General features: G+C 65.7%; 21 protein-coding genes. 7 read left to right on the top strand and 14 right to left on the bottom strand.

The annotated features are described in order from the left end of the window. Positions 1–2,712, top strand: a complete 2,712-nt coding sequence (locus ACNH6H_RS22205) for a [protein-PII] uridylyltransferase (protein ID WP_418320459.1) — start codon at positions 1–3, stop codon at positions 2,710–2,712. 9 nt (positions 2,713–2,721) lie between these two features. Beyond that, positions 2,722–3,792 carry a tRNA 2-selenouridine(34) synthase MnmH gene (mnmH, locus tag ACNH6H_RS22200; protein ID WP_418320458.1) on the top strand — a complete coding sequence of 357 codons (1,071 nt, stop codon included), beginning with the start codon at positions 2,722–2,724 and terminating at the stop codon, positions 3,790–3,792. 83 nt (positions 3,793–3,875) lie between these two features. Here mnmH and phbB read toward each other — a convergent pair whose 3' ends face one another. From phbB to phaC, 3 genes are all read right to left on the bottom strand, one after another. Beyond that, positions 3,876–4,613 carry an acetoacetyl-CoA reductase gene (gene phbB, locus ACNH6H_RS22195; RefSeq protein ID WP_418320457.1) on the bottom strand — a complete coding sequence of 246 codons (738 nt, stop codon included), beginning with the start codon at positions 4,611–4,613 and terminating at the stop codon, positions 3,876–3,878. Between the two features lie 130 nt (positions 4,614–4,743). Next, the gene (locus ACNH6H_RS22190; RefSeq protein ID WP_418320456.1) at positions 4,744–5,922 is read right to left on the bottom strand and encodes an acetyl-CoA C-acetyltransferase; all 1,179 of its coding nucleotides are present in this window, start codon (positions 5,920–5,922) and stop codon (positions 4,744–4,746) included. A 48-nt stretch (positions 5,923–5,970) separates the two neighbouring features. After that, positions 5,971–7,671: a class I poly(R)-hydroxyalkanoic acid synthase gene (gene phaC / locus ACNH6H_RS22185; RefSeq protein ID WP_418320455.1), complete on the bottom strand. Its 1,701-nt coding sequence runs from the start codon at positions 7,669–7,671 to the stop codon at positions 5,971–5,973. Positions 7,672–7,790: 119 nt separating this feature from the next. Here phaC and ACNH6H_RS22180 point away from each other — a divergent pair, with 119 nt between their 5' ends. Then, on the top strand, positions 7,791–8,063 hold the full coding sequence (locus ACNH6H_RS22180) for a hypothetical protein (RefSeq protein WP_418320454.1): 273 nt from the start codon (positions 7,791–7,793) through the stop codon (positions 8,061–8,063). Here ACNH6H_RS22180 and pgeF read toward each other — a convergent pair. Then, the gene (gene pgeF, locus ACNH6H_RS22175; RefSeq protein ID WP_418320453.1) at positions 7,992–8,768 is read right to left on the bottom strand and encodes a peptidoglycan editing factor PgeF; all 777 of its coding nucleotides are present in this window, start codon (positions 8,766–8,768) and stop codon (positions 7,992–7,994) included. The two genes, ACNH6H_RS22180 and pgeF, sit on opposite strands and share 72 nt — an antisense overlap. Further along, the gene (locus ACNH6H_RS22170; RefSeq protein ID WP_418320452.1) at positions 8,765–9,007 is read right to left on the bottom strand and encodes a TIGR04438 family Trp-rich protein; all 243 of its coding nucleotides are present in this window, start codon (positions 9,005–9,007) and stop codon (positions 8,765–8,767) included. The genes pgeF and ACNH6H_RS22170 overlap by 4 nt, the downstream gene beginning before the upstream one ends. Positions 9,008–9,161: 154 nt before the next feature. Between ACNH6H_RS22170 and ACNH6H_RS22165 the strand changes: the two genes are divergently transcribed. Next, the gene (locus tag ACNH6H_RS22165) at positions 9,162–9,476 is read left to right on the top strand and encodes a c-type cytochrome (protein WP_418320451.1); all 315 of its coding nucleotides are present in this window, start codon (positions 9,162–9,164) and stop codon (positions 9,474–9,476) included. Between the two features lie 221 nt (positions 9,477–9,697). Here the strand turns inward: ACNH6H_RS22165 and acs are convergent, their stop codons facing one another. Further along, entirely contained in the window at positions 9,698–11,662 is a 1,965-nt protein-coding gene (acs, locus tag ACNH6H_RS22160; protein ID WP_418320450.1) for an acetate--CoA ligase, read from the bottom strand. Positions 11,663–11,991: 329 nt separating this feature from the next. On the opposite strand from acs, the gene ACNH6H_RS22155 reads away from it, so the two are divergent. Next, positions 11,992–12,594: a TIGR00645 family protein gene (locus tag ACNH6H_RS22155; RefSeq protein ID WP_418321451.1), complete on the top strand. Its 603-nt coding sequence runs from the start codon at positions 11,992–11,994 to the stop codon at positions 12,592–12,594. 31 nt (positions 12,595–12,625) lie between these two features. Then, positions 12,626–13,153, top strand: coding sequence for a DUF2062 domain-containing protein (locus ACNH6H_RS22150; protein ID WP_418320449.1), 528 nt, complete (start codon positions 12,626–12,628; stop codon positions 13,151–13,153). A gap of 2 nt (positions 13,154–13,155) precedes the next feature. Here the strand turns inward: ACNH6H_RS22150 and ACNH6H_RS22145 are convergent, their stop codons facing one another. The 7 genes from ACNH6H_RS22145 to ACNH6H_RS22115 all read right to left on the bottom strand — a co-directional run bounded on the left by ACNH6H_RS22145 (position 13,156) and on the right by ACNH6H_RS22115 (position 20,366). After that, the gene (locus ACNH6H_RS22145) at positions 13,156–13,479 is read right to left on the bottom strand and encodes a Na+/H+ antiporter subunit G (RefSeq protein ID WP_418320448.1); all 324 of its coding nucleotides are present in this window, start codon (positions 13,477–13,479) and stop codon (positions 13,156–13,158) included. Between the two features lie 23 nt (positions 13,480–13,502). After that, positions 13,503–13,775, bottom strand: a complete 273-nt coding sequence (locus ACNH6H_RS22140; RefSeq protein WP_418320447.1) for a K+/H+ antiporter subunit F — start codon at positions 13,773–13,775, stop codon at positions 13,503–13,505. Then, positions 13,772–14,296 (bottom strand): Na+/H+ antiporter subunit E, encoded by a 525-nt coding sequence (locus tag ACNH6H_RS22135; RefSeq protein WP_418320446.1) that lies wholly within the window; start codon positions 14,294–14,296, stop codon positions 13,772–13,774. The genes ACNH6H_RS22140 and ACNH6H_RS22135 overlap by 4 nt, the downstream gene beginning before the upstream one ends. Then, the gene (locus ACNH6H_RS22130) at positions 14,293–15,936 is read right to left on the bottom strand and encodes a monovalent cation/H+ antiporter subunit D (protein ID WP_418320445.1); all 1,644 of its coding nucleotides are present in this window, start codon (positions 15,934–15,936) and stop codon (positions 14,293–14,295) included. The genes ACNH6H_RS22135 and ACNH6H_RS22130 overlap by 4 nt, the downstream gene beginning before the upstream one ends. Beyond that, positions 15,936–16,301: a Na+/H+ antiporter subunit C gene (locus ACNH6H_RS22125; RefSeq protein ID WP_418320444.1), complete on the bottom strand. Its 366-nt coding sequence runs from the start codon at positions 16,299–16,301 to the stop codon at positions 15,936–15,938. Before ACNH6H_RS22125 ends, ACNH6H_RS22130 begins: the two co-directional genes overlap by 1 nt. 64 nt (positions 16,302–16,365) lie before the next feature. Then, on the bottom strand, positions 16,366–19,206 hold the full coding sequence (locus tag ACNH6H_RS22120; RefSeq protein ID WP_418320443.1) for a monovalent cation/H+ antiporter subunit A: 2,841 nt from the start codon (positions 19,204–19,206) through the stop codon (positions 16,366–16,368). A gap of 182 nt (positions 19,207–19,388) precedes the next feature. Then, entirely contained in the window at positions 19,389–20,366 is a 978-nt protein-coding gene (locus tag ACNH6H_RS22115; RefSeq protein ID WP_418320442.1) for a tripartite tricarboxylate transporter substrate binding protein BugE, read from the bottom strand. A 265-nt stretch (positions 20,367–20,631) separates the two neighbouring features. On the opposite strand from ACNH6H_RS22115, the gene ACNH6H_RS22110 reads away from it, so the two are divergent. Continuing rightward, positions 20,632–22,782 (top strand): ATP-binding protein, encoded by a 2,151-nt coding sequence (locus tag ACNH6H_RS22110; protein ID WP_418320441.1) that lies wholly within the window; start codon positions 20,632–20,634, stop codon positions 22,780–22,782. 36 nt (positions 22,783–22,818) lie between these two features. Here the strand turns inward: ACNH6H_RS22110 and ACNH6H_RS22105 are convergent, their stop codons facing one another. Beyond that, a complete protein-coding gene (locus ACNH6H_RS22105; RefSeq protein WP_418320440.1) occupies positions 22,819–23,115 on the bottom strand; it encodes a hypothetical protein in 297 nt (98 codons plus the stop codon). Positions 23,116–23,270: the final 155 nt, after the last annotated feature.

Raw genomic sequence — 23,270 nt, 5'->3', positions numbered from 1 at the left:
ATGACGATCGCCGACGACGCCACCACCCGCGCCAACCTGCTGCCGTTCGAGGATCCGGCGCCGGATGCGGTGCTCGACGGCCCGAAGCTGCCGGTCATCGACGCGGTCGACATCGCCGGCCTGCGCAACCAGTTCCGCCAGGGCAAGCAGGCGCTGCTCGACCATTTCACGCGCGGCCGGCCGACGACCCGCGCCGCTGGTTATCTGATCCGGCAACTCGCCGCGCATGTCGACAAGGCGCTGCTGCAGTTGTGGAAACTCGCCGGCATGACCGACCAGGCCGCGCTGGTCGCGGTCGGTGGTTACGGACGCGGCGAGTTGTACCCGTTCTCCGACATCGACGTGCTGCTGCTGCTGCCGTCGCCGGTGCCGTCGGTCGCCGGCGTCTCGGTGCCGACGGTTGGCGACCTGACGCCGGCGATCGAGCGCTTCATCACCTCGTGCTGGGACATCGGGCTGGAGATCGGCTCCAGCGTGCGCACCGTTGCCGATTGTGTCGAGGAGGCGCAGCGCGACATCACGGTGCAGACCGCGATGCTCGAGTCGCGTTACCTGTGCGGCACGCGCCGCGTTTATGCGCATTTCCGCCACTCGACGCTGAGCGCGGTCGACCCGGCCGCCTTCCTGCGTGCGAAGACGCTGGAGATGCAGCAGCGCCACCTCAAATACGAGGACACGCCGTATTCGCTGGAGCCGAACTGCAAGGAAAGCCCGGGCGGCCTGCGCGACCTGCAGGTGCTGATCTGGGTTGCACGTGCCGCCGGTCTCGGCCGCACCTGGCGCGAGCTGACCGGCAACGGCCTGATCACGCCGTTTGAATGCCGCCAGCTGCAGCGCAACGAAGGCGTGCTGAGATTGATCCGCGCCCGGCTGCACATCATCGCGAACCGCCGCGAGGACCGGTTGGTCTTCGACCTGCAGACCGCAGTGGCCGAAAGTTTCGGCCTGCTCGCAACGCCGGGCCAGCGCACCTCCGAAGTGCTGATGAAGCGTTACTACTGGGCCGCGAAAGCAGTGACCCAGTTGAACCAGATCCTGATGCTGAACATCGAGGAGCGCATCAACGGCTCGCAGGACGCGCCGATGCGGCCGATCAACGAGAAGTTCCTCGAACGCGGCGGCATGCTCGAAGTGGTCAGCGACGATCTGTACGAACGCGATCCGCACGCCATCCTCGAGACCTTCCTCGTTTTCCAGCAGACGGTTGCGACGAAGGGACTGTCGGCGCGCACGCTGCGTGCGCTGTACAACGCGCGTGATCTGATGAATGCCGAATTCCGGCACGACCCGGTGAACCGGGCGACATTCATGAAGATCCTGCTCGAACCCGAGGGGCAGACCCACGCGTTCCGGCTGATGAACCAGACCTCGGTGCTCGGCCGCTACCTGTGGGTGTTCCGCCGCATCGTCGGGCAGATGCAGCACGACCTGTTCCACGTCTATACGGTCGACCAGCACATCCTGATGGTGCTGCGCAATATCCGGCGCTTCTTCATTGCCGAACACGCACACGAATACCCGTTCTGCTCGCAGCTTGCCGCCGGCTGGGACAAGCCGTGGATCCTGTACGTCGCGGCACTGTTCCACGACGTCGCGAAGGGCCGCGGCGGCGACCATTCCGAGCTCGGCGCGGTCGAGGTGCGGCGCTTCTGCCGCGACCACGCCATCGCGAAGGAAGACTGCGCGATCATCGAATTTCTGGTCCGTGAACACCTGACGATGTCGCGGGTCGCGCAGAAGGAAGACCTGTCCGATCCGGACGTGATTCGCAGGTTTGCCGACCGCGTCGGCAACCCGGCGAATCTGACCGCGCTTTATCTGCTGACGGTTGCCGATATCCGCGGCACCAGCCCGAAGGTCTGGAATGCGTGGAAAGGCAAGCTGCTCGAGGACCTGTACCACCTGGCGCTGCGCGCGCTCGGCGGCGCGTTGCCGAACCAGGATGCGCAGGCCAGCGCACGCAAACAGGAGGCGCGGCGGCTGCTGAACCTGCTGAGCCTGCCCGACGGCATCGAACAGCCGCTGTGGGCCAAGCTCGATACGCGTTATTTCTCGCGCCATGAAGCCAGCGACATTGCCTGGCATGCACGCAGCCTGGAGGGCCGCCTTGCTGCGACCGAGCCGATCGTCGTTGCCCGGCTGTCGTCGGTCGGCGAAGGGCTGCAGGTGATGGTTTACGCGCCGCCGCATTTCACCGACCTGTTCGCGCGGATCTGCGGCTATTTCGATACCGGCAGTTTCGACATTCTCGATGCCAAGGTGCACACCAGCCGCGACGGCTATGCGATCGACACCTTCCAGGTGACGAGCCCGCTGCTCGCCGAGCGCTATCAGCACTACCGCGACCTGATCCTGCTCGTCGAGACGCAGCTCGCCGCGGCGATCAAGGCCGCCGGCCCGCTGCCGGCGCCGAGCCAGGGCCGCGTCTCGCGGCGCGTCAAGTCCTTCCCGATCACGCCGCGGGTCACGCTGCGGCCCGACGAGCGCGCACAGCGCTGGCTGCTGACGGTGTCGACCAGCGACCGCTCCGGGCTGCTGTATTCGATCGCACGCGTGCTCGCAAAACACAAGATCAACCTGCACCTGGCGAAGATCACGACGCTCGGCGAGCGCGTCGAGGACACCTTCCTGATCGACGGCGATGCACTGCAACGCAACCGCTCGCAACTCGAGATCGAATCGGAACTGCTCGACGTGATCAGCGGGCGCTAGAGGCAAGCGGTGTCGGTCAACTCCGTGTCACCCGAACATGCGCTGCGCAGCCTCGACGGCTACGACCGCATCATCGATGCACGCTCGGAGAGCGAATTTGCACTCGATCGGCTGCCCGGCGCAGTCAACTGGCCGACCCTGAACGACGAACAGCGGCACATCGTCGGCACCGAATACAAGCAGGTGTCGCCGTTTGCCGCGCGCAAGCGCGGGGCGGCGTTGTCGGCGCGCAATATCGCCGACCACATTGAACGCGAACTCGGCGATGCCGGCCGCGACTGGCGGCCACTCGTCTATTGCTGGCGCGGCGGCAAGCGCAGCGGATCGCTGGCGCTGGTGCTCGACCAGATCGGCTTCAAGGTCGATCTGGTCGAAGGCGGCTACCAGGGCCTGCGCCGCGCGCTCGTCACCTCGCTCGACGAGTTGGCGCCGACGCTGCGCTACCAGGTGCTGTGTGGCACGACCGGCTCGGGGAAGAGCCGGCTGCTGCAGGTCCTGCAGGGGGCTGGCGAACAGGTGCTCGACCTGGAGGCCATTGCAGAGCATCGCGGTTCGGTGCTGGGATTGGTGCCAGGCGTGGTGCAACCGAGCCAGAAAGCCTTCGACACACGGGTCTGGGACCAGCTGCGCCGCTTCGATCCGGGCCGGCCGGTTTGGGTCGAGAGCGAAAGCAAGAAGGTCGGCGCGTTGCGCGTGCCCGATGCGCTGATCGATGCTATCAGGCAGTCACCGTGCTGGCGGATCGATCTGTCGGTTGACGCAAGGGTCGCGCTGCTGATGGCCGATTACGACTTCTTCGTTGCCGACATCGAGGCGTTTTGCGAACGGCTCGATGCGTTGCGCGAACTGCGCGGCAGCGACGTGATCGACCGCTGGCAGGCTGCGGCCCGCTCCGGTGCGGTCGAGGACGTGGTCCGTGAACTGCTGCTGCTGCATTACGACCCGATCTACCTGCGCTCGATCGAGCGCAATTTTGCGGGGTACCGGGATGCGACGGTGCTGCAGCCGCGCGACGGGTCGTGGGAGGCGTTGCGGGAGGTGGCGAAGGGGTTGACGACCGGCAACCTTGCGTTGCCGTAGGAGGGGCTTCAGCCCCGATCTTTTCGCATGCCCCGAGCCTGAATCGGGGCTGAAGCCCCTCCCACAAAATTCAGGTCCGGGCGCTAACCCATGTGCAGCCCACCATTCACCGAAAAATCGGCGCCGGTGGCAAAGCCGGATTCTTCGGAGGCGAGCCACGAGACCATCGAGGCGATGTCCTGCGGCGTGCCGAGGCGCTTGACCGGGATGCCGGCGACGATCTTGTCGAGCACGTCCTGGCGGATCGCCTTCACCATGTCGGTCGCGATATAGCCGGGGCTGACGGTGTTGACGGTCACGCCCTTGTTCGCGACTTCCTGGGCCAGCGCCATCGTGAAGCCGTGCATGCCGGCTTTTGCAGCCGAATAGTTGGTCTGGCCGAACTGGCCCTTTTCGCCGTTGACCGAACTGATGTTGATGATGCGGCCCCAGCCGCGGTCGCACATGTCGTCGATCACCTGCTTGGTGACATTGAACAGGCTGGTCAGGTTGGTTTCGATGACCTCGTGCCAGTCGCTGCGGCTCATCTTGCGGAACATGCCGTCGCGGGTGATGCCGGCGTTGTTGACCAGCACGTCGACCGGGCCGTGTTCGGCCTTCACCTTCTCGAATGCGGCCACCGTCGAATCCCAGTCGCCGACATTGCCGACCGAGACGATGAACTGGTACCCCTGGGCGGCCTGCTCGCCGAGCCATTTCTCGTGGTCACGGCTCGGGCCGCAACCAGCGATGACCTTGAAACCATCCTGGTGCAGGCGCTGGCACATCGCGGTGCCGATGCCGCCCATACCGCCGGTGACATAGGCCAACTTCTTCGTCATGAATTGCTCCGGATCGATGCAAAAAGCATGCGGACGCCATCCGCCTTCCGGCCAATGGCGTCCGCTGATTGGGTCTCCGCTGCGGCCTGGCGCGCTGATGCGCGCCGTCAGCCGAGGGAAAAGACGTCGTTCAGCGTTCGACGGCCAATGCGACACCCATGCCGCCGCCGATGCACAGCGAGGCCAGGCCCTTCTTCGCGTCGCGGCGCTGCATCTCATGCAACAACGAGACCAGGATGCGGCAGCCGGATGCGCCGATCGGGTGGCCGATCGCGATCGCGCCGCCGTTGACGTTGATCTTCGAGGTATCCCAGCCCATTTCCTTGTTGACCGCACAGGCCTGCGCGGCAAAGGCCTCGTTGATTTCCATCAGGTCGAGGTCGGCGGCCTTCCAGCCGGCGCGCTGCAGCGCGCGCTGCGACGCGGTGACCGGGCCCATGCCCATGAAGGCCGGGTCGAGCGCGGTCGTCGCATAGCTGGCGATGCGCGCCATCGGCTTCAGGCCGAGCGACTCGGCCTTCTTCGCGGTCATCACCATCACCGCGGCGGCACCGTCGTTCAGGCCCGACGCATTGCCGGCGGTCACGCTGCCTTCCTTGTCGAAGGCCGGGCGCAGGCCGCTCAGGCCTTCCTGGCTGGTCTTGCGGTTGATGAACTCGTCGGCCGAGAAGACGACCGGGTCGCCCTTGCGCTGCGGGATGCTGAACGGAACGATTTCGTCCTTGAACTTGCCGGCGTCCTGCGCGGCCGCGGCCTTCTGCTGCGAGGCCAACGCCATGCCGTCCTGGTCGCCGCGGGTGATGCCGTATTTCTTCGCGACGTTTTCGGCGGTGATGCCCATGTGATAGCGGTTGTAGACGTCGAGCAGGCCGTCGTTGATCATCGTGTCGATCATCTTCCAGTCGCCCATGCGCTGGCCGTCGCGCGAGCCCATCAGCACGTGCGGGCTCATGCTCATGCTCTCCTGGCCGCCGGCGATGATGATCTCGCTGTCGCCATCGCGGATCGCCTGCGCGGCGAGCATCACTGCCTTCAGGCCGGAGCCGCAGACGGCATTGATCGTCAGTGCCGGCACGCCTTGCGGCAAACCACCCTTGATCACTGCCTGGCGGGCCGGGTTCTGGCCGACACCGGCCTGCAGCACCTGGCCGAGGATGACCTCGCCGATCTGCTCGCCACTGACGCCGCTGCGCTTCAGCAGTTCGGCTACCACCGCAGCGCCGAGCTCGGGTGCGGGAATCTTGGCCAGGCTGCCGCCGAACTTGCCGACTGCGGTGCGGGTGGCGGCGACGATCACGATATCGGACATGGAACTCTCCTTTTGCTAATTTCGCACTTGCGGGATCTGGCCGGCGAATCAGGCCTTCTGCTTGACATACCGGCCAGGAGCCGGCTCGATCGGTTTGTATTGTCGGTTGCCCGGCGTCTTCGGCGCCGGAATCGACTTGCCGGCATGGCCTTGCAGCCATTCGGCCCAGTCGGTCCACCAGCTGCCGGGCTTCTCGATGGCGCTCTCCAGCCACTTCTCCGGATCCGCTGGCAACGCGGCGCTCTTGCCGATCCAGTGGCTTCGCTTGCCCTTCTTCGGCGGGTTGATGACGCCGGCGATGTGGCCTGACGCACCCATCACGAAGCGTGTCTTGCCCTTCAGGATCTGCGTCGAGCGGTAGGCACTCTGCCACGGCACGATGTGGTCTTCGCGCGAGGCATAGACATAGGCCGGCGATGCGATCTTGCCGAGATCGACCGACTCGCCGCAGACCACCGTCTCGCCCGGCTTGCCGAGCTTGTTCTCGAGGTAGGTGTTGCGCAGGTACCAGCAGTACATCGGCCCCGGCAGATTCGTGCTGTCGCTGTTCCAGTACAGCAGGTCGAACGCCGGCGGCGTCTCGCCCTTCAGGTAGTTGCCGACGACATAGTTCCAGACCAGTTCGTTCGGACGCAGGAAACTGAAGGTCGACGCCAGCTCCTTGCCCTTCAGCAGACCACCGCCGGCCGGGCTGGCAGGGCCGAGCGTCATCTCGCGCATCTGCACCATCGCCTCGTCGATGAAGATGTCGAGGATGCCGGTGCTGCTGAAATCGAGCAGCGTGGTCAGCAGGGTGACGCTGGCAGCCGGCTGTTCGCCACGCGCCGCGAGCACCGCCAGCGCGGTCGACAGGATCGTGCCGCCAACGCAGAAGCCGAGCGTATTGACCTTCTTCGAACCGCTGATCTCGCGGACCACGTCGATCGCCTTGATCGCTGCGTCCTCGATGTACTGGTCCCAGGTCACGTCGGACATGCTCTTGTCGGCATTGCGCCAGCTGACGACGAACAGCCGATGCCCCTGCTCGACCGTGTAGCGGATCAGCGAGTTCTCCGGCTGCAGGTCGAGGATGTAGAACTTGTTGATGCACGGCGGCACGAACAGCATCGGCGTCTCGTGCACCTGCGGCGTCAGCGGCTTGTATTCGATCAGCTGGAACAGCTCGTTCTCGAACACCACCGAGCCTTCGCTGGTCGCGACATTGCGGCCGACCTCGAATACCGACTCGTCGGTCTGCGAGACATGACCCTGGCGGATGTCGTGCAGCAGCTGCTGCACGCCGTTGGCCAGGCTTTCGCCCTTGCTGTCGATCGCGCGGCGCAGGGCCTCGGGATTGAGCGCGAGGTAGTTGCTCGGCGCGGCGGCATCGACCCATTGCGACACGGCGAAGCGGATCCGTTCGCGCGTCTTCTGGTCGCCCTGCACCTCGTCAGCCATCTGCAACAACGTGCGCGCATTCAGCAGGTACATCTGCGCGGTGAACGCGGCCTGCGGGTTTTCGTTCCACGCAGGTGCCGAGAAACGGCGATCCTTCAGCGACACCGCGCCGGCGTCGCCGCCGCCCTGGAGGCTGGACAGGGAGCGGTTCCACAGTTCTGTCGCCTGTTTCAGATAGTCGGCCTGGATTTCACCGAGTACCGGCAGCGGCACATTGAAACCTTCCACCGACTTCATCAGGTCGGCAAATGCCTTGCTCGTCTTTTCGACGTCCGGCATGGCTGCAGCAAGCGAAGGGGCCTTGTCTGTCATCTGCTTCCTCGTTTCCCTGGTGCAAACCCTGAGGTCATCGGCCACGCCGCCCGCGACGGACGGCAAACCTGCGTACGATGGGTCTGCGATTGCGCAATGCTCACGTTACAGGATACGGCATGTATTTGGTGGCCATCGGTTGGATCTATGTCGTCATGATGATGGCGGCCGCAGAACTGGCGAGCCCGTCGGGCACCTGGCTGGGTGCGCTGGTGACGATTGTCCTCTATGGCGTGCTGCCAGTCTCGCTGCTGATGTACCTGATGGGTACCCCGATGCGCGCCCGCGCCCGGCGCAAGCGCGAAGCTGCCGTGGACAGTTCAGCCGGTGAGCCAGATGCCGGCGGCCATCCGTCCGGTGACGCGGTCGCGCCGGTAGGAAAAGAAACGTGAAGATGACTCGACGGTGCACAGGCCCGCACTGCTGATCCGGCCGACGCCGGCAGCGCGCAACCTGTCTTCGGCCAGGCCCGGCAGGTCGGCCAGCCATTTGCCTGGGGCGGCGGGGCCGCGCGGCCGGAAACGGCCTCGCCGGTCTTCCGCATCGGCGCCGAATGCGGCCAGCACATCAGCGCCGACCTCGAACTGCTGTGGGCCGATGCAGGCGCCAAGCCAGGCTTCGATGTCGCCAGGCCGGCAGTCGGCTGCCTCACACAAGGCCGTTATCGTCGCCTCGAGCACGCCGCCGGCAAGGCCGCGCCATCCGGCATGGGCAGCGGCAACCCCGCGGCCGCCAGCGGCCATCAGCACCGGCAGGCAATCGGCCACCTGAACCACGCAGGCAATGCCAGGCTCGGTGCAGACGCTTGCATCGGCCTGCGGCTGAGCCCGGCCCGGCTGAGCGTCGGCGGCGGTCAGCCTCACGACCCGGTTGCCGTGCACCTGGTCGAGCCAGACCGGCTCGGCCGGCATCAAGGCGCGCAGCGTTTGCAGGTTGGCGGCGACCGCGCCGTCATCGTCGTCACCGATGCCGCGGCGCAGATTGAAGCTGTCAAACGGCGGTTTGCCGACGCCGCCGTTGCGGCTGGTCATCAATGCGTCGACGCCGGCCTGCTGCCACTGCGGGCGCAGCCAGTCGTCGGCGGGTGCCGATCTCATCGCCGGCGCCGGGTGCCGGTGCCGAGCGCCTCCATCGAGCGCTCGCGCCGCTTCGCCTGTTTTTCCTCGAGCTTGCGCATCTCGCGCCGCTTGTAGTAGCCGGTGGCATCGGCCCAGGCCCACCATACGACCGCGCCGGCAAATGGCGACAACACGCCATACCAGGGCCAGTCGGCCACCGTGCCGATTTCCATCCATTTCAGGGTCAGCAGCAGCAGCCCGAGAATCACGAGGTACATGGCCAGCCTTTGCGCGTCGCAGCGTCGATCGGTATCAAAAGGTACGAAGGCCCGACCCGGCAGCGGGTCAACGGCATCCGGTTAATATTCGTTGAGGGTTCTGTACGAACCAATATAGCCCAAACCCTGGGCTCTCAATGAAGGAAGAAGCTGCATGAAAACGGTTCTCCGTCTGACGGTCGTCGGCTGCGCGCTGGCCGCTGCCTCCCTCGCCGCGTCCGCCAGCCAGGAGCTGGCGAGCAAGAAGAACTGCATGGCCTGCCATGCTGCCGACAAGAAGCTGGTCGGCCCGTCGTTCAAGGACATCGCATCGAAATACGGCGCCCAGAAGGATGCGGTCGATGTGTTGTCGCAGAAGATCCTGAAGGGTGGCTCGGGCACCTGGGGCCCGGTGCCGATGCCGGCCAATCCGCAAGTCAGCGATGCCGAGGCAAAAGACCTGGTGCGCTGGATCCTGACGGTCAAATAAGCGCTTCACTCCCTGAAGCAAAAGGCCCCGCTCGCGGGGCTTTTTGTTGTTCGCCTGCGGGAGCTTCGCTGTGCAGCGCCGTAGATCAAGCAGACGCCGTGGATCATGCTCCGCCGGGCCACTGGCGTGCCTTGCAGGCCGCGCCGAGCACAGCGGCCCCTCACCAGGCACAAAAGGTCTACCGGACCTTTTGTGTCCGGGCTCGGCCCCCCTGGGGGGGCCTAATACGCCTGCCCGAGCTGCTCGAGGATTGCCGGATTCTCGAGCGTGCTGGTGTCCTGCGTCACCGGCTCATTCTTTGCAACCGAACGCAACAAGCGTCGCATGATCTTGCCGGATCGGGTCTTCGGCAGGTTGTCACCAAACCGGATGTCCTTCGGCTTGGCAATCGGACCGATCTCGCGGCCGACCCAGTCGCGCAACTGCTTCGCAATCTGCTTGGCCTCGTCGCCGGTCGGCCGTGGCCGCTTCAGCACGACGAAGGCGCAGATTGCTTCGCCGGTGGTGTCGTCGGGCCGGCCGACAACCGCCGCCTCGGCGACCAGCTCGGTGCAGCTGACGAGTGCCGACTCGATCTCCATCGTTCCCATCCGGTGCCCGGAAACATTCAGCACGTCGTCGATGCGGCCGGTGATCGTGAAATAACCGGTCTTTTCGTCACGGATCGCGCCGTCGCCGGCGAGGTAGTAACGACCCTGGAAATCGGCTGGGTAGTAGCTGGTCTTGAAACGCTCGGGGTCGCCCCAGATCGTGCGGATCATGCTCGGCCACGGCTTCTTCACGACCAGGATGCCGCCCTGCCCGTTCGGCACGTCCTTGCCGGTCTCGTCGACCACCGCGGCCATGATGCCGGGGAACGGCAGCGTGCACGAGCCCGGCACCAGCGGCGTGGCGCCCGGCAGCGGCGTGATCATGTGGCCGCCGGTCTCTGTCTGCCAGAAGGTGTCGACGATCGGGCAGCGTCCGCCGCCGATATTCTTGTGGTACCACTCCCAGGCGGCCGGATTGATCGGCTCACCGACCGAACCGAGGATGCGCAGCGAGCCGAGGTCGTAGTTTTTCGGATGCACCGCCTCGTTGCTCTCGGCCGCCTTGATCAGCGAGCGGATGGCTGTCGGCGCGGTATAGAACACCGTGCAGCGGTGTGCCTCGACCATCTTCCAGAAGCGTCCGGCGTCCGGATAGGTCGGCACCCCTTCGAAGACGATTTCGGTGGCGCCCAGTGCCAGCGGCCCATAAGCAATGTAGGTGTGGCCGGTGACCCAGCCGATATCGGCGGTGCACCAGAAGATGTCGTCGGGTTTCAGGTCGAAGGTCCACTTCGTCGTCAGCGCCGCATGCAGCAGATAGCCGCCGCTCGAGTGCTGCACGCCCTTCGGCTTGCCGGTCGAGCCCGACGTGTAGAGCAGGAACAGCGGATGTTCGGCCTCGACCCACTCCGGCTCGCAGCTGTCCGACGCCGCCGCGGTCAGCTCGTGCATCCAGCGGTCGCGGTCGTCGTTCCACGCGATATCGCCGCCGGTGCGCTTGTAGACGACGACGTTTTTCACCGAATCGCAGCCGCCCATGCCGAGCGCCTCGTCGACGATCGCCTTCAGCGGCAGCTTCTTGCCGCCGCGCAACTGCTCGTCGGCGGTGATCACCATCACCGCGCCGGCACCTTCGATGCGATCACGCAGGCTTTGCGCCGAAAAACCGCCGAAGACGACCGAATGGGTCGCGCCGATGCGGGCGCAGGCCTGCATCGCGACGATGCCCTCGATCGACATCGAGATGTAGATGACGACCCGGTCGCCCTTCTTGACACCGCATTCCTTCAGCGCATTGGCCATCCGCGCGGTGCGGGCCAGCAGGTCCTTGTAGCTGACGCGCGTGACCTTGCCGTCGTCGGCTTCGAAGATGATCGCGGTCTTGTCGCCGAGGCCGGCCTCGACCTGGCGGTCGAGGCAGTTGTACGAGACATTGAGCTTGCCGTCGGCAAACCATTTGAAGAAAGGCGCGTTGCTGCTGTCGAGCACCTGCTCGAACGGCTTCTTCCAGCTGACGAATTCGCGCGCCAGCCGCGCCCAGTAGCCTTCGTAGTCCGCGTCTGCCTCGGCGCACAGCTTGTTGTAGGCCTCCATGCCTGACACATGCGCCGACGCAGCCAACTCAGCCGGCGGGGGGTAGATCTTGTGTTCTGTCATCGGGGCCTCCTATGTATTGAACTGTTTCAATCCGGGATCTCCGGACGATAGAAAACCGCTCTTACGAATCGCTTACTGCAAAACCCGGCAGCTTTGGGCAACGCTGAACAAGTCCCCCACGGCGATCGCATCCTTGCTTTCGGCGGTCTGCGGCGTTGCAAATCCTCGCCATAGCTCGGGCTATGGCTGCGGTTTGCGCCTTGCAGCCCATCCGAAACCAAGGCGCGCTCATCCGCGAGGACTTGTTCAGCGTCGCCTTAGGCTTGATAGCCGGCCACCTACAATCCGGGCCATCCGTGATTTCCCGAATAACGCGCCTGCTGCACCCCATGTCCCCGCACCTAGAACCGAACCAGCAAGTCAAGCTCGGCACCATTCCGACCCTCATCTTCGCCAGCCGCTGGCTGCAGCTTCCGCTTTACCTGGGGCTGATCCTCGCGCAGATCGTCTATGTATTCCACTTCTGGGTCGAACTCGTTCATCTGGTAGAGGCTGCGTTCGGCAGCGAGGTCGCGTTGCAGAAACTCGTCGACAGCATCGGCTACCGCACCGATGTGGCGGTCACCGCGCTGAACGAAACAGTGATCATGCTCGTCGTGCTGGCGCTGATCGATGTCGTGATGATCAGCAACTTGCTGATCATGGTCATCGTCGGCGGCTATGAAACCTTCGTCTCGCGGATGAATCTACAAACACACCCGGACCAGCCCGAATGGCTCAATCACGTGAATGCGTCGGTGCTGAAGGTCAAGCTCGCGACGGCGATCATCGGCATCAGTTCGATCCACCTGCTGAAGACCTTCATCAATGCCGACAATTACACCGACAAGGTCCTGATGTGGCAGACGTTGATACATGTGACCTTCCTGTTGTCGGCGCTGGCAATCGCCGCGACCGACAAGCTGATGATCAATTCATCGGCAAAACACTGACGCTGCCGTCGGCGCCTTGCAGCCGCTCGTGATGAAACGCTGGTTGCCAACCCGCGAACAATTGCGCGGCCAGCGATGGCTGCGCCCGCTCGCGCACCACTTCGACAACGACCGACTGTGGCTGACCGACCGGCAAAGCGTTGCGATGGCGGTGGCGATCGGCGTGTTTTTCGGCTTCATGCTGCCGATCGCGCAATTCGTCTTCGCGGTCGGCTTGGCGATCGTGCTGCGCGCCAATGTGGCGATCGCCGCGGCGGCGACGCTGGTCTCGAATCCGCTGACCTTCCCGCCGATCTACTGGGCAGCCTACAAGCTTGGCCAGTTCATCCTCGGCGACTCCGGCGACAAGGGCGCTGCGCTGCGCATCGAGCGGCAGGCCGAGGAATTGCTGACCCAACCGGGATTCCTGGCCGGCATCTGGTCGTCGATCCAGTCCGCCGGTGCACCGCTGGTCGTCGGCCTGAGCGTGCTGGCAATTGTCGGCGCACTGGTCGGCTTCGGGCTGGTCTGGCTGCTGTGGCGCCCGCATGCGCACAACAAGGACCAGCCACACGACTGAGCCTAATGGTGAGGCAGTTCCTCGGGCGGCTCGGCCTTCGCCTGCACCCGCAGGTGCAGGCCGGCCTTCGCGATCAGGTTGGCTGAAACCGGCGCGGTGACGAACAGGAAGGCCATGATCATCAGCTCGCGAGCGGCGAAGTCGCCATTGCCGAAACCGAAAATGAAACTGGCAAAGACGATGCCGCCGACGCCGAGCGTCGTTGCCTTGGTCGGCGCATGCAGGCGCATGTAGAAGTCGGGAAAACGCACCATGCCGATCGCGCCGATCAGGCTGAACAGGCCGCCGACGACAAGCAGCACGGCGACCGGGATCTGGATCCACATCGAAAGCTCTTCCATCACGAACCTCAGCCGATGACGTCGCCACGGCTCAGGAAGCGAGCCAGTGCGACGGTGGAAACGAAGCCGAGCATCGCGATCACAAGCGCGACCTCGAACATCAGGTTGCTGCGCTGCTGGATGCCGAGCAGCACCAGCAACGCGACGACGTTGATGTAGAGCGTGTCGATCGCCAGCACCCGATCGCAGGAGTCGGGGCCACGCAGCAGCCGCCAGCCGCCGAGCAGCATCGACAACGCGATCGCCAGCAGCGCAAAATTCAGTGCCCATTCGATGATCATTCGAGGATCTCCATCAACGGCTTTTCATAACGCTGCTTGATGTGGGCGATCAACTCGTCGGGATCGCCGCAATCGAGCACGTGGACATAGATTTCCTGTGCATCCTCGTCGATCTTGCAGGTCACGGTGCCGGGGGTGTTGGTGATGATGCTGCCCAGCAGCAACTGCCCGACCGGGTGGTGGATGTCCATCGGCACGCGCAGCCAGCCGGGCTGCGGATTCGCCGACGGGCTCAGCACCAGCCGCGCCACTGTCAGGTTCGATTCGACGATGTCGCGCACGACGATGCCGAGCAGCCGCAGCATCACCTTCGGATTGCGCGGCCGCACCACCGGGTCGAGGAACGCATCGATCAGCCACGGCAGCCAGAAGCCGAGCACGACGGCGGTGATCAGCTGCGGCAGCGCCAGCGAGTGCTGCAGCAGCAGCCAGCCGATCGCGATCGTCACGGTCAGCGTCGGGTGGGTGAACCAGCGACGACGGCGCTGGCTGGCCAGCCGCTTGTCTGCGTTGCCGCTCATTGCTTGACCTCGGTCGAGTGGCCCGCCGGGCCGACGCCGTTGGCGCTGCCGCGGTACGGGCGGGTGGTATCGGGCACGCGGCCATCACGCTCTCCGATCACTGCTCGAGCATACGCCTCGCGGTCGACCAGCTGCCGCGCCGCATCGGCCATATAGGCCTGCAGCGGTGCAGCCGCCATCGTCATCACGACGCTGCCCGACAGCAGCACAAGCGTCGCCGCCAGCAGCCGCGGGCTGGCGCCGGACTGGATATCGGCGACCAGATCGTCGCGGGCGCTCCAGAACAGGATCGCACCGGCACGCGCGACGCCGATCAATGTCAGCAGCCCGACGCCGAGCACGACGACCCAGACCGCGACGACCGACGCCGAATCGTAGGCGGCGTCGAGGATCATCAGCTTGCCGATGAAGCCTGGCAGCGGCGGCAGGCCGGCCACCGAGGCCGCTGCGAGCAGCAGCATCAGCCCGAGCAGCTGCGGTTGCGCGACCTGCGACGCCGGCCGCAGCCGGCCACCGACGACGCCGCGCTGCGCGGCCACCAGTTCGGCCAGCAGGAACAGGCCGGCGATCACCAGCGTGCTGTTGACGAGGTAGAACAGCGCCGCCGCCCAGGCATCGACGCTGAACAGCCCGATGCCGGACAACACGGTGCCGACCGAGACGACGGTCAGCCAGGCAACGAGCCGCGGCAGCGTGTGTGCGGCGAGCGCGCCGAAAACGCCGAGCACGCTGGTCGCCAACGCCAGCGGCAGCAGCACCGGCCCGATCGACCAATCGGTGCTTGCCGCATCGGCGCCGAAAACGACGCCATGCACGCGCAGGATTGCATAGACACCGACCTTGGTCATGATCGCGAACAGCGCAGCCACCGGTGCGGTCGCCGCCGCATAGGTGGCTGGCAGCCACATCGACAGCGGCACCATCGCGGCCTTGAAGCCGAACACGACCAGCAGCACCAGCGCCGCCACCTGCAGCACCGCCGCTTCCGGACCGGTCACCAGCGGCACCCGCATCGCCAGATCCGCCAGGTTCAGCGTGCCGGTCAACGCATAAATCAGCGCAACGCCGATCAGGAACAGCGACGACGCAGCGAGGTTCAGCACGACATAGTGCACGCCGACGCGAAACCGCGTGCGGCCCTGGCCGTGCAGCATCAGCACATACGAGGCGACCAGCAGCACCTCGAAGAAGACGAACAGGTTGAACAGGTCGCCGGTCACGAAGGCACCGTTCAGGCCCAGCAGCTGGAACTGGAACATCGGGTGGAAGTGCCGGCCATGGCTGTCCCAGCCGCCGCTCGCATACACCAGCACCGGCAGCGCAATCGTCGAACACAGCAGCAGCATCATTGCCGACAGCCGGTCGATCACCAGCACGATGCCGAACGGCGCCGGCCAGTCGCCGACCCGGTAGACCTGCAGCACGCCGGCATCGGCCTCGAGCGCGAGCCGCGCCGCCCAGACCAGGCCGAGTGTTGCTGACGCGATCGAGATCGGCCGGGCCAGGCGCAGCCGGCGCAGACCGTGACCACCATGGGTATCGCTGCCGCTGTCGCCGAGCACCAGCAGCAGCATCGCGGTGAATGCCGGCAGCAGCACCGGCAGCACCGGCAGGTGTTCGGCGATGAAATCGAGCACCATCAGGACTGCCCCGGCCGGCCGCGCCGGCGCGCAGCCTCGCGCGATCCGTCGACGTGGTCGTTGCCGCCACTCTCATGCCGGCTGCGCAGCGCCAGTTCGATCACGAAGCCGGTCGTCGCAAAGCCGATCACGATCGCCGTCAGCACCAGCGCCTGCGGCAGCGGATCGGCAAACAACGGCCCTTCGCTGAGGATCGGTTGCGCATCGGGCCACAGCCGGCCCATCGCGAAAATGAAGAAATTGACCGCATAGCCAAGCAGCGTCAGGCCGAGCACGACGGTAAAGGTGCGCCCGCGAAGCAGCAGGTAGATGCCGCAGGCGGTCACCAGGCCGATGCCGCTGGCGACGAGAAATTCCATGCTCATCGAACAACTCCGATCAGATTGCCTGCGCGGCGGCATTGCCGGCGGCGACGGACGGCGGGACCATTCATTTGCGCATCTTCGGTGATACCGGCGGCTCGCTGCTGGCCGCTGCGAGCGCCGACAACATCAGCATCGTCGCCCCGACCACCGTGACATAGACACCGAGGTCGAACAAGGCCGCGGTGGCCAGCGGCAGTTCACCGAGCAGCGGCACCACCGGATGGCCGCTTGCGCTGGTCAGGAACGGATGGCCGAAGAAGAAGGCGCCGATGCCGGTCAGCCCGGCGATCGCCAGGCCGCCGCCGGCCCAGCGCGTGAAGCGCCGGCCGGCCTGGCCGTGCAGCAGCGCTTCGGCACGGCCCTGCCCCTGCGCGACATACTGCAGCACCAGCGCAACCGCGGTGATCAGCCCGGCGATGAAGCCGCCGCCCGGCAGGTTGTGGCCACGCCAGAAGATGTGCACGGTGACCAGCAGCGCCAGCGGCAGGATCAGCTGGGCGACGATGCGCAACATCAGCGGCTCTTGCGCAAAGGTCCAGACCCGGCCTTCGGCATCGGCCAGCGGGCGGCGTACCCGCATGCCGTCGAGCAGCGCGAGCACACCGACCGCGGCGATCGCCAGCACGGTGATCTCGCCGAAGGTGTCGTAGCCGCGGAAGTCGACCAGGATCACGTTGACGACGTTGGCGCCACCGCCGCCGGGCACCGCGTTGTCGAGAAAATACCAGGCGATCGATTGATGGTCGCGCGTCAGCATCAGCCAGGCCAGCCAGCCGACGCCGGCGCCGCCGGCGGTCGCCAGCGTCGCATCACGCCAGCGCCGCCGAACGCTCGACTCGACCGGGCTGTACGGTGGCAGCAGCGCCAGTCCCATCAGCAGCAGCACGACCGAGACCACGTCGACGGTCAGCTGGGTCAGCGCGAGGTCGGGCGCGGAAAACGCGACAAAACCGAGCGAGGCGACCAGACCGACGAGACCGGTCAGCACGACGGCCAGAAAACGGTCGCGGTGGCCGAGCACCAGCGCGGCACAGGCGGCCAGCAGCAGTGCCCAGACGACCCAGGCGAGCAGCGGCGCTTCCCACAGTACCCGATCGCCGCCACCGAGCCCGCTGCCCTGGCCGCCCAAAAACGGCCACAAGGCCAGCACGATCGCGCTGCCGATCAGCCAGGCTGCATAACGCTGCAGCGAGCCGTTTTCGACCAGCTGGGTAATCCGGCCGGAGAATCCGAACAGTCGGTCGACCGCAGTCTCGAACAGCCGCTTCGCGGTCCAGGCACCAGGCTCGTGCCGGTGCAGCCGGTAATGGCGCTGCAGCGCCCAGTACAGCACGAAGCCGCCGCCGATCGCCAGTGCGCTCAGCAGCAGCGGCAGGTTGAAGCCGTGCCACAGCGACAGGTGGTATTCCGGCAGCGGTGCGCCGAGCAGTGCGGTCGCCGCCAGATGCACCATCGGGCCGAAGGTCAGTGCCGGCAGCAGGCCGACGACGAGGCAGACCACCACCAGCAGGCTGGCCGGCGCGCGCATCCAGAACGGCGCCTCGTGCGGCTCGTTGCTCGGCATCTTGCCCGATGCCGGGCCGAGGAAGACATCGTGGACGTAACGCAGCGCATAGGCGAACGAGAAGATGCTGCCAGCCGCTGCAGCCAGCGGCACCAGCACGCCGAATGCGAAATGCGACTGCGCCTCGACCGCCTCGGTCAGGAACATCTCCTTCGAGATGAAGCCGTTGGTCAGCGGCACGCCGGCCATGGCGGCAGCCCCGATGAACGCGATGCTCGCTGTCCACGGCATGAATTTCGCGAGCCCGCCAAGCTTGCGCATGTCGCGGGTGCCGGTTTCATGGTCGACGATGCCGGCCGACATGAACAATGCGCACTTGAACGCCGCATGGTTCATCAGGTGGAAGATCGCGGCGACCGCCGACAACGGCGACGCCAGGCCGATCAGGAAGACGATCAGGCCGAGGTGGCTGATCGTCGAATAGGCGAGCAGGCTCTTGATGTCATGGCGGAAGATCGCGACATAGGCGGCGAACACCATCGTGATCAGGCCGACGCTGGCGACGATCGCCTCGAACAGGCCGCTGCCGCCGAGCACCGGGTACAGCCGCGCCAGCAGGAAGATGCCGGCCTTCACCATCGTCGCCGAATGCAGGTAGGCCGAGACCGGTGTCGGTGCGGCCATCGCCTCGGGCAGCCAGAAATGGAACGGCCACTGCGCGCTTTTCGTGAAGCAGCCGATCAGGATCAGCACCAGCGCCAGCGGATAACGCGGATCGGCCTGGATCTGGCCGGCCATCGCAGCCATCTCCGACACCTGGTAGGTGCCGGAGATCTGGCCGAGCACGAGGAATCCGGCCAGCATCACCAGCCCGCCACCACCGGTGACGGCCAGTGCCATCCGTGCGCCGGCCCGCGATTCGGCCTTGTGCCCCCAGTAGCCGATCAGCAGGAACGACGAGACGCTGGTCAGCTCCCAGAAAACGAGCAGCAGCAACAGGTTGTCGGACAGTGCGACGCCGAGCATCGCCGCCATGAACAACATCAGCTGGGTGAAGAACTTGCCGGCCGGGTCGTCCTTGCCGAGGTAATACGCGGCATACAGGATGATCAGCAGGCCGATGCCGCTGATCAGCCCGGCGAACAGCAGCGACAGGCCGTCGAGGCGGAAATCGAGATCGAGGCCGATCGCCGGGATCCAGTCGGTCTGCGTCAGCAGCGTCGCGCCACCGAATACCGCAGGGGCCTGGCTGAGAAGAATCAGCAGCGCGGCGGCCGTTACCGCACCGGCCAGCCATGCGGTCAGGCGGCGCCGGCCCGGCGTATTGCGTTGCCCGCTCCAGAAACACAACGTCGTGCCGAGCAGCAGCGGCAGCAGCACTATCGTCGCGAGCAGGTTCATGCGTCGGGCGGCTAACGAGAGTGGAACGTCGCGGCATTGTAGGAAGCCTGAACGCCGCTCAACCCGAATGGGCGAAGAATGGGCAAAAAAAGGCCGCCCGGAGGCGGCGATTTTTCGGATCGGCAGCGCCGAGGCGCTGCGTCGCAGCCGGGAGCGCAGGCCCCCGACGGCTGCACTGTCGATCAGTCGAGTTTCAGGCCCTGCTTCGCGACGACCTGCTTGTAGACCGCCAGTTCGGCCTTGATCTGCTCGCCGAATTCGGCCGGGGTGTTGCCGACGATGATCGATCCGGTCGCCTCGATGCGCGACTTCACGGTCGGATCGGCCAGCGCGGTACGCGCCGCCGCATTGAGCTTGTCGACGATTTCCTTCGGCGTGCCCTTCGGCGCCAGCAGCCCGTAATACGCCATCCGGTTAACCGGCTCGAGGCCGACTTCCTTGAAGGTCGGCACGTCGGGCAGCGCGGCGACGCGCTGCGGCGCAGCGACGACCATCGGCACCAGCCGCTTGTCCTTGATGAACGGCAGCGCCGACGGCAGGTTGTCGAACAGCACCGGCACCTGGCCGGCGACGACGTCGTTCAGTGCCGGGCCTGCGCCACGGTACGGGATGTGGGTCATGAAGACGCCGCTCAGGCTCTTGAACAACTCGGTCTGCAGGTGGCCGATGCCACCGGTGCCGGAGCTGGCATAGCTGAACTTGCCCGGGTTCTTCTTCAACTGCTCGAGGAATCCCTTGTAGTCGCTGGCCGGGAAGCTCGGGTGCACCGCAATCACGTTCGGCGTTGCCGCGATGTTGATGATCGGCACAAAATCGGTGATCGGGTCGTACGGAATCTTCGGATTGATCGCCGGATTTGCTGCCGTCGTCGACACCGTCGCCATGCTCAGCGTATAGCCGTCGGGTGCGGACTTGACGACTTCGGCCGCGCCGATCGCGCCGCCGGCGCCAGCCTTGTTCTCGATCACGACCGTCTGGCCGAGCACGGTGCCCATGCGCTCACCGATGATGCGTGCGATCAGGTCGGTGGTGCCGCCAGGGGCAAATGGCACGACGAGGCGGACCGGCTTGTTGGGATAGGCCTGCGCCTGCGCGAGCAGCGGGAAGCAGGCGAGCAGCGCGCCGGCAAGCAGGGTTGAAGTGGCTTGACGCTTGTTCATCGAGGAAACTCCGACTACGGAAAAGAATCCGCGATTCTCGTCGCTGCATGCTCCGGCTGCGATCGTGGAAACCACATCGACAGGACCAACTCGTTACAGCCTGTATTGCACAGCCACATCGGCAGCGCAGCGGCGCTGACGCTGGCGCCGGCTCGGGGATAATCCCCGGCTTCTCGCGGCACCGTCGGCCGGAAGGTCCGGACACCGCGCCCACCGGTTTGCCTGGCGGCAAGGAACCAGTTGCCCAGGTCGCACTCTAGGATTCATGCTCCAAGACAAAGTCCGCCTGCTGACAGCGATCACCGACAACGCCAGCGTTGCGCTGTTCATCATGGACGAGCGGCAGCAGTGCGTCTTCATGAACCCGGCGGCCGAACGGATGACCGGCTATCGCCTCGACGAGGTGACCGGGCGGCCGCTGCACGACGTCATCCACCACAAGCATCCGGACGGCCGGCATTACCCCCTCGAGGATTGCCCGATCGACCGCGCCTTCCCCGAGCGCAACTGCACGCAGGGCGAGGAGGTGTTCGTGCACAAGAACGGTCAGTTCTACGATGTGTCGTTCACCGCCAGCCCGATCCGCGGCGATGAGGGGCAACCGATCGGCACGATCATCGAGGTGCAGGACATCACCGAACGCAAGCGCCGCGAACAGGCCGCCGCCAACGAGACCGAACTGCTCGAGATCCTGAACCAGACCGCGACGCTGATCGGCGGCGAACTCGACATCGACCGCCTGCTGCAGGATGTGACCGATTCGGCCACGCGACTGACCGGCGCGGCATTCGGCGCCTTCTTCTACAACGGCCAGGACGAACAGGGCGAGGCCTACCTTCTGTATACGCTGTCGGGCGCACCGAAAAGCGCATTCGAGCATTTCGGCCATCCGCGGCCGACACCGATGTTCGCGCCGACCTTCCAGGGCGGGCCGGCGATCCGCATCGACGACGTGACCAAGGATCCGCGCTATGGGCAATGGGCTCCGCACCACGGGATGCCGAAGGGCCACCTGCCGGTGCGCAGCTATCTGGCGGTTTCGGTGATTTCACGCCGCGGCGACGTCATCGGCGGACTGTTTTTCGGTCACCCACAACCCGGCATGTTCACCGAACGGACCGAGCGGCTGGCCAAAGGCATCGCCGGGCAGGCGAGTGCCGCGGTCGACAATGCGCGCCTGTATGCAGAGGCGCAGCGCGCGATGCGCCAGCGCGACGCGCTGCTCGAAAGCGAACGCACGGCACGGCGCGAGGCCGAGAGCGCGAGCCGGGTCAAGGACCAGTTTCTCGCGACGCTGTCGCACGAATTGCGCACCCCGCTGAGCGCGATCCTCGGCTGGCTGCACATCCTGCGCTTCAAGGGCACTTCCGATCCGGCAGCGCTGCAAAAGGGTCTCGACGTGATCGAGCGCAGCGCACGCACGCAGCACGAACTGGTCGAGGAACTGCTCGACATGAGCCGGATCACCACCGGCAAGCTGCATCTCGAACTGTCGGTGGTCGAAGTCGCGAGTGTGGTCAATGCGGCGGTCGATCTGGTGCAGCCGTCTGCTGCCGCCGCCCGCGTTGCGCTGACGGTCGACAATGCTGCAGGCACCACGCTGGTGCGCGGCGACTCGAAGCGGCTGCAGCAGGCCGTCTCCAACCTGTTGTCGAACTCGGTCAAGTTCACGCCGCCCGGCGGCAGCATCGACGTGACGATCCGCCGCGACGGCGAGATGGTCTCGATCGCGGTGCGCGATACCGGCAAAGGCATTCGCAGCGAATACCTGCCGTTCCTGTTCGATCGCTTCAGGCAGGCCGATCAGTCGACGTCACGGCGCTTTGGCGGGCTCGGACTCGGGCTTGCGCTGGTGCACCAGCTGGTGCAATTGCACAGCGGCAGCGTCGATGCGCACAGCCCCGGCGAAGGTCAGGGTTCGACCTTCACGATCCATTTGCCGGTCACCACCAGCATCGTCGATGAGCCGGAACGGGCGGTGGCCGAGGCCAGCATCGAGCCGTTCGAGGGGCGGATCCTGCTGATCGAGGACGATGCGGCCGGACGCGAGTTTCTCGAACGCATGCTGACCGAAGCCGGCGCCACCGTTGTTGCGGTGGCGGAAACGACGCAGGCCCGCGAAGCGCTGGTGCGCGAGGACGGCTTCGATCTGATCCTCAGCGACATCGGCCTGCCCGGCGAGGACGGCTATGGATTCATGCGTTGGCTGCGCCGCCAGCCGGCACCGCTCGGCGACGTCAGAAGCATTGCGCTGACGGCCTTTGCCCGCCCGCAGGACATCGACGCCGCTCGCCAGGCCGGATTCGACGAGCACCTGGCGAAACCGGTCAACCCGATGCACCTGATGCAGACGATCCGGACCTTGACCTGCCTCGACGAGGATCCCGGCGAAGCGGCGCTGGATGCCGGCCGCTGATTGCTGAGCCCTGCAGCGGCGGCGAAAGCCGTCGCGTCAGGCGAAGAAGTAGCGGAAGACCTCGGGCTCGTGCAATTCGCGCGCGACCAGACCGCCGATTGCCGTTTCCAGCAACGGCGCCGGCTCCTGGGCCGGATCGAGCGCAGCGGGCATCGTATTGTCCCAAGGCGGAAAAACCGACGATTGCTGGAAATCCGCACGCTCGCCACCACGCGCGCCGCGCACGATCAGGCGGCGCGACAGCGTATCGACAAACGATGGCATCTCTTCCCACTCCACCATGTCGGCAGCTTGCGGGTTGACGGGGCGGTTCTTCAGGGCGTTCGGATTCATGATTGCAGCCTCGAGCGGCGTCTGATGGCAAGCGTATCGGCATTCGGCTGCCGCCGATGAGCCGAAAAACAGGGCGGAAATACCTGCTGATTGCCGGCACGCTGTCAGCCACTGCCGCCGCAAGACCGTGCGGTCGGCCGGGACGCCCCGCGGGA

The sequence above is a fragment of the Pseudideonella sakaiensis genome (genome assembly GCF_048320135.1).
GTDB lineage: Bacteria > Pseudomonadota > Gammaproteobacteria > Burkholderiales > Burkholderiaceae_C > Ideonella_A > Ideonella_A sakaiensis_A.
This window is presented reverse-complemented; position numbering and strand designations above follow the sequence as displayed.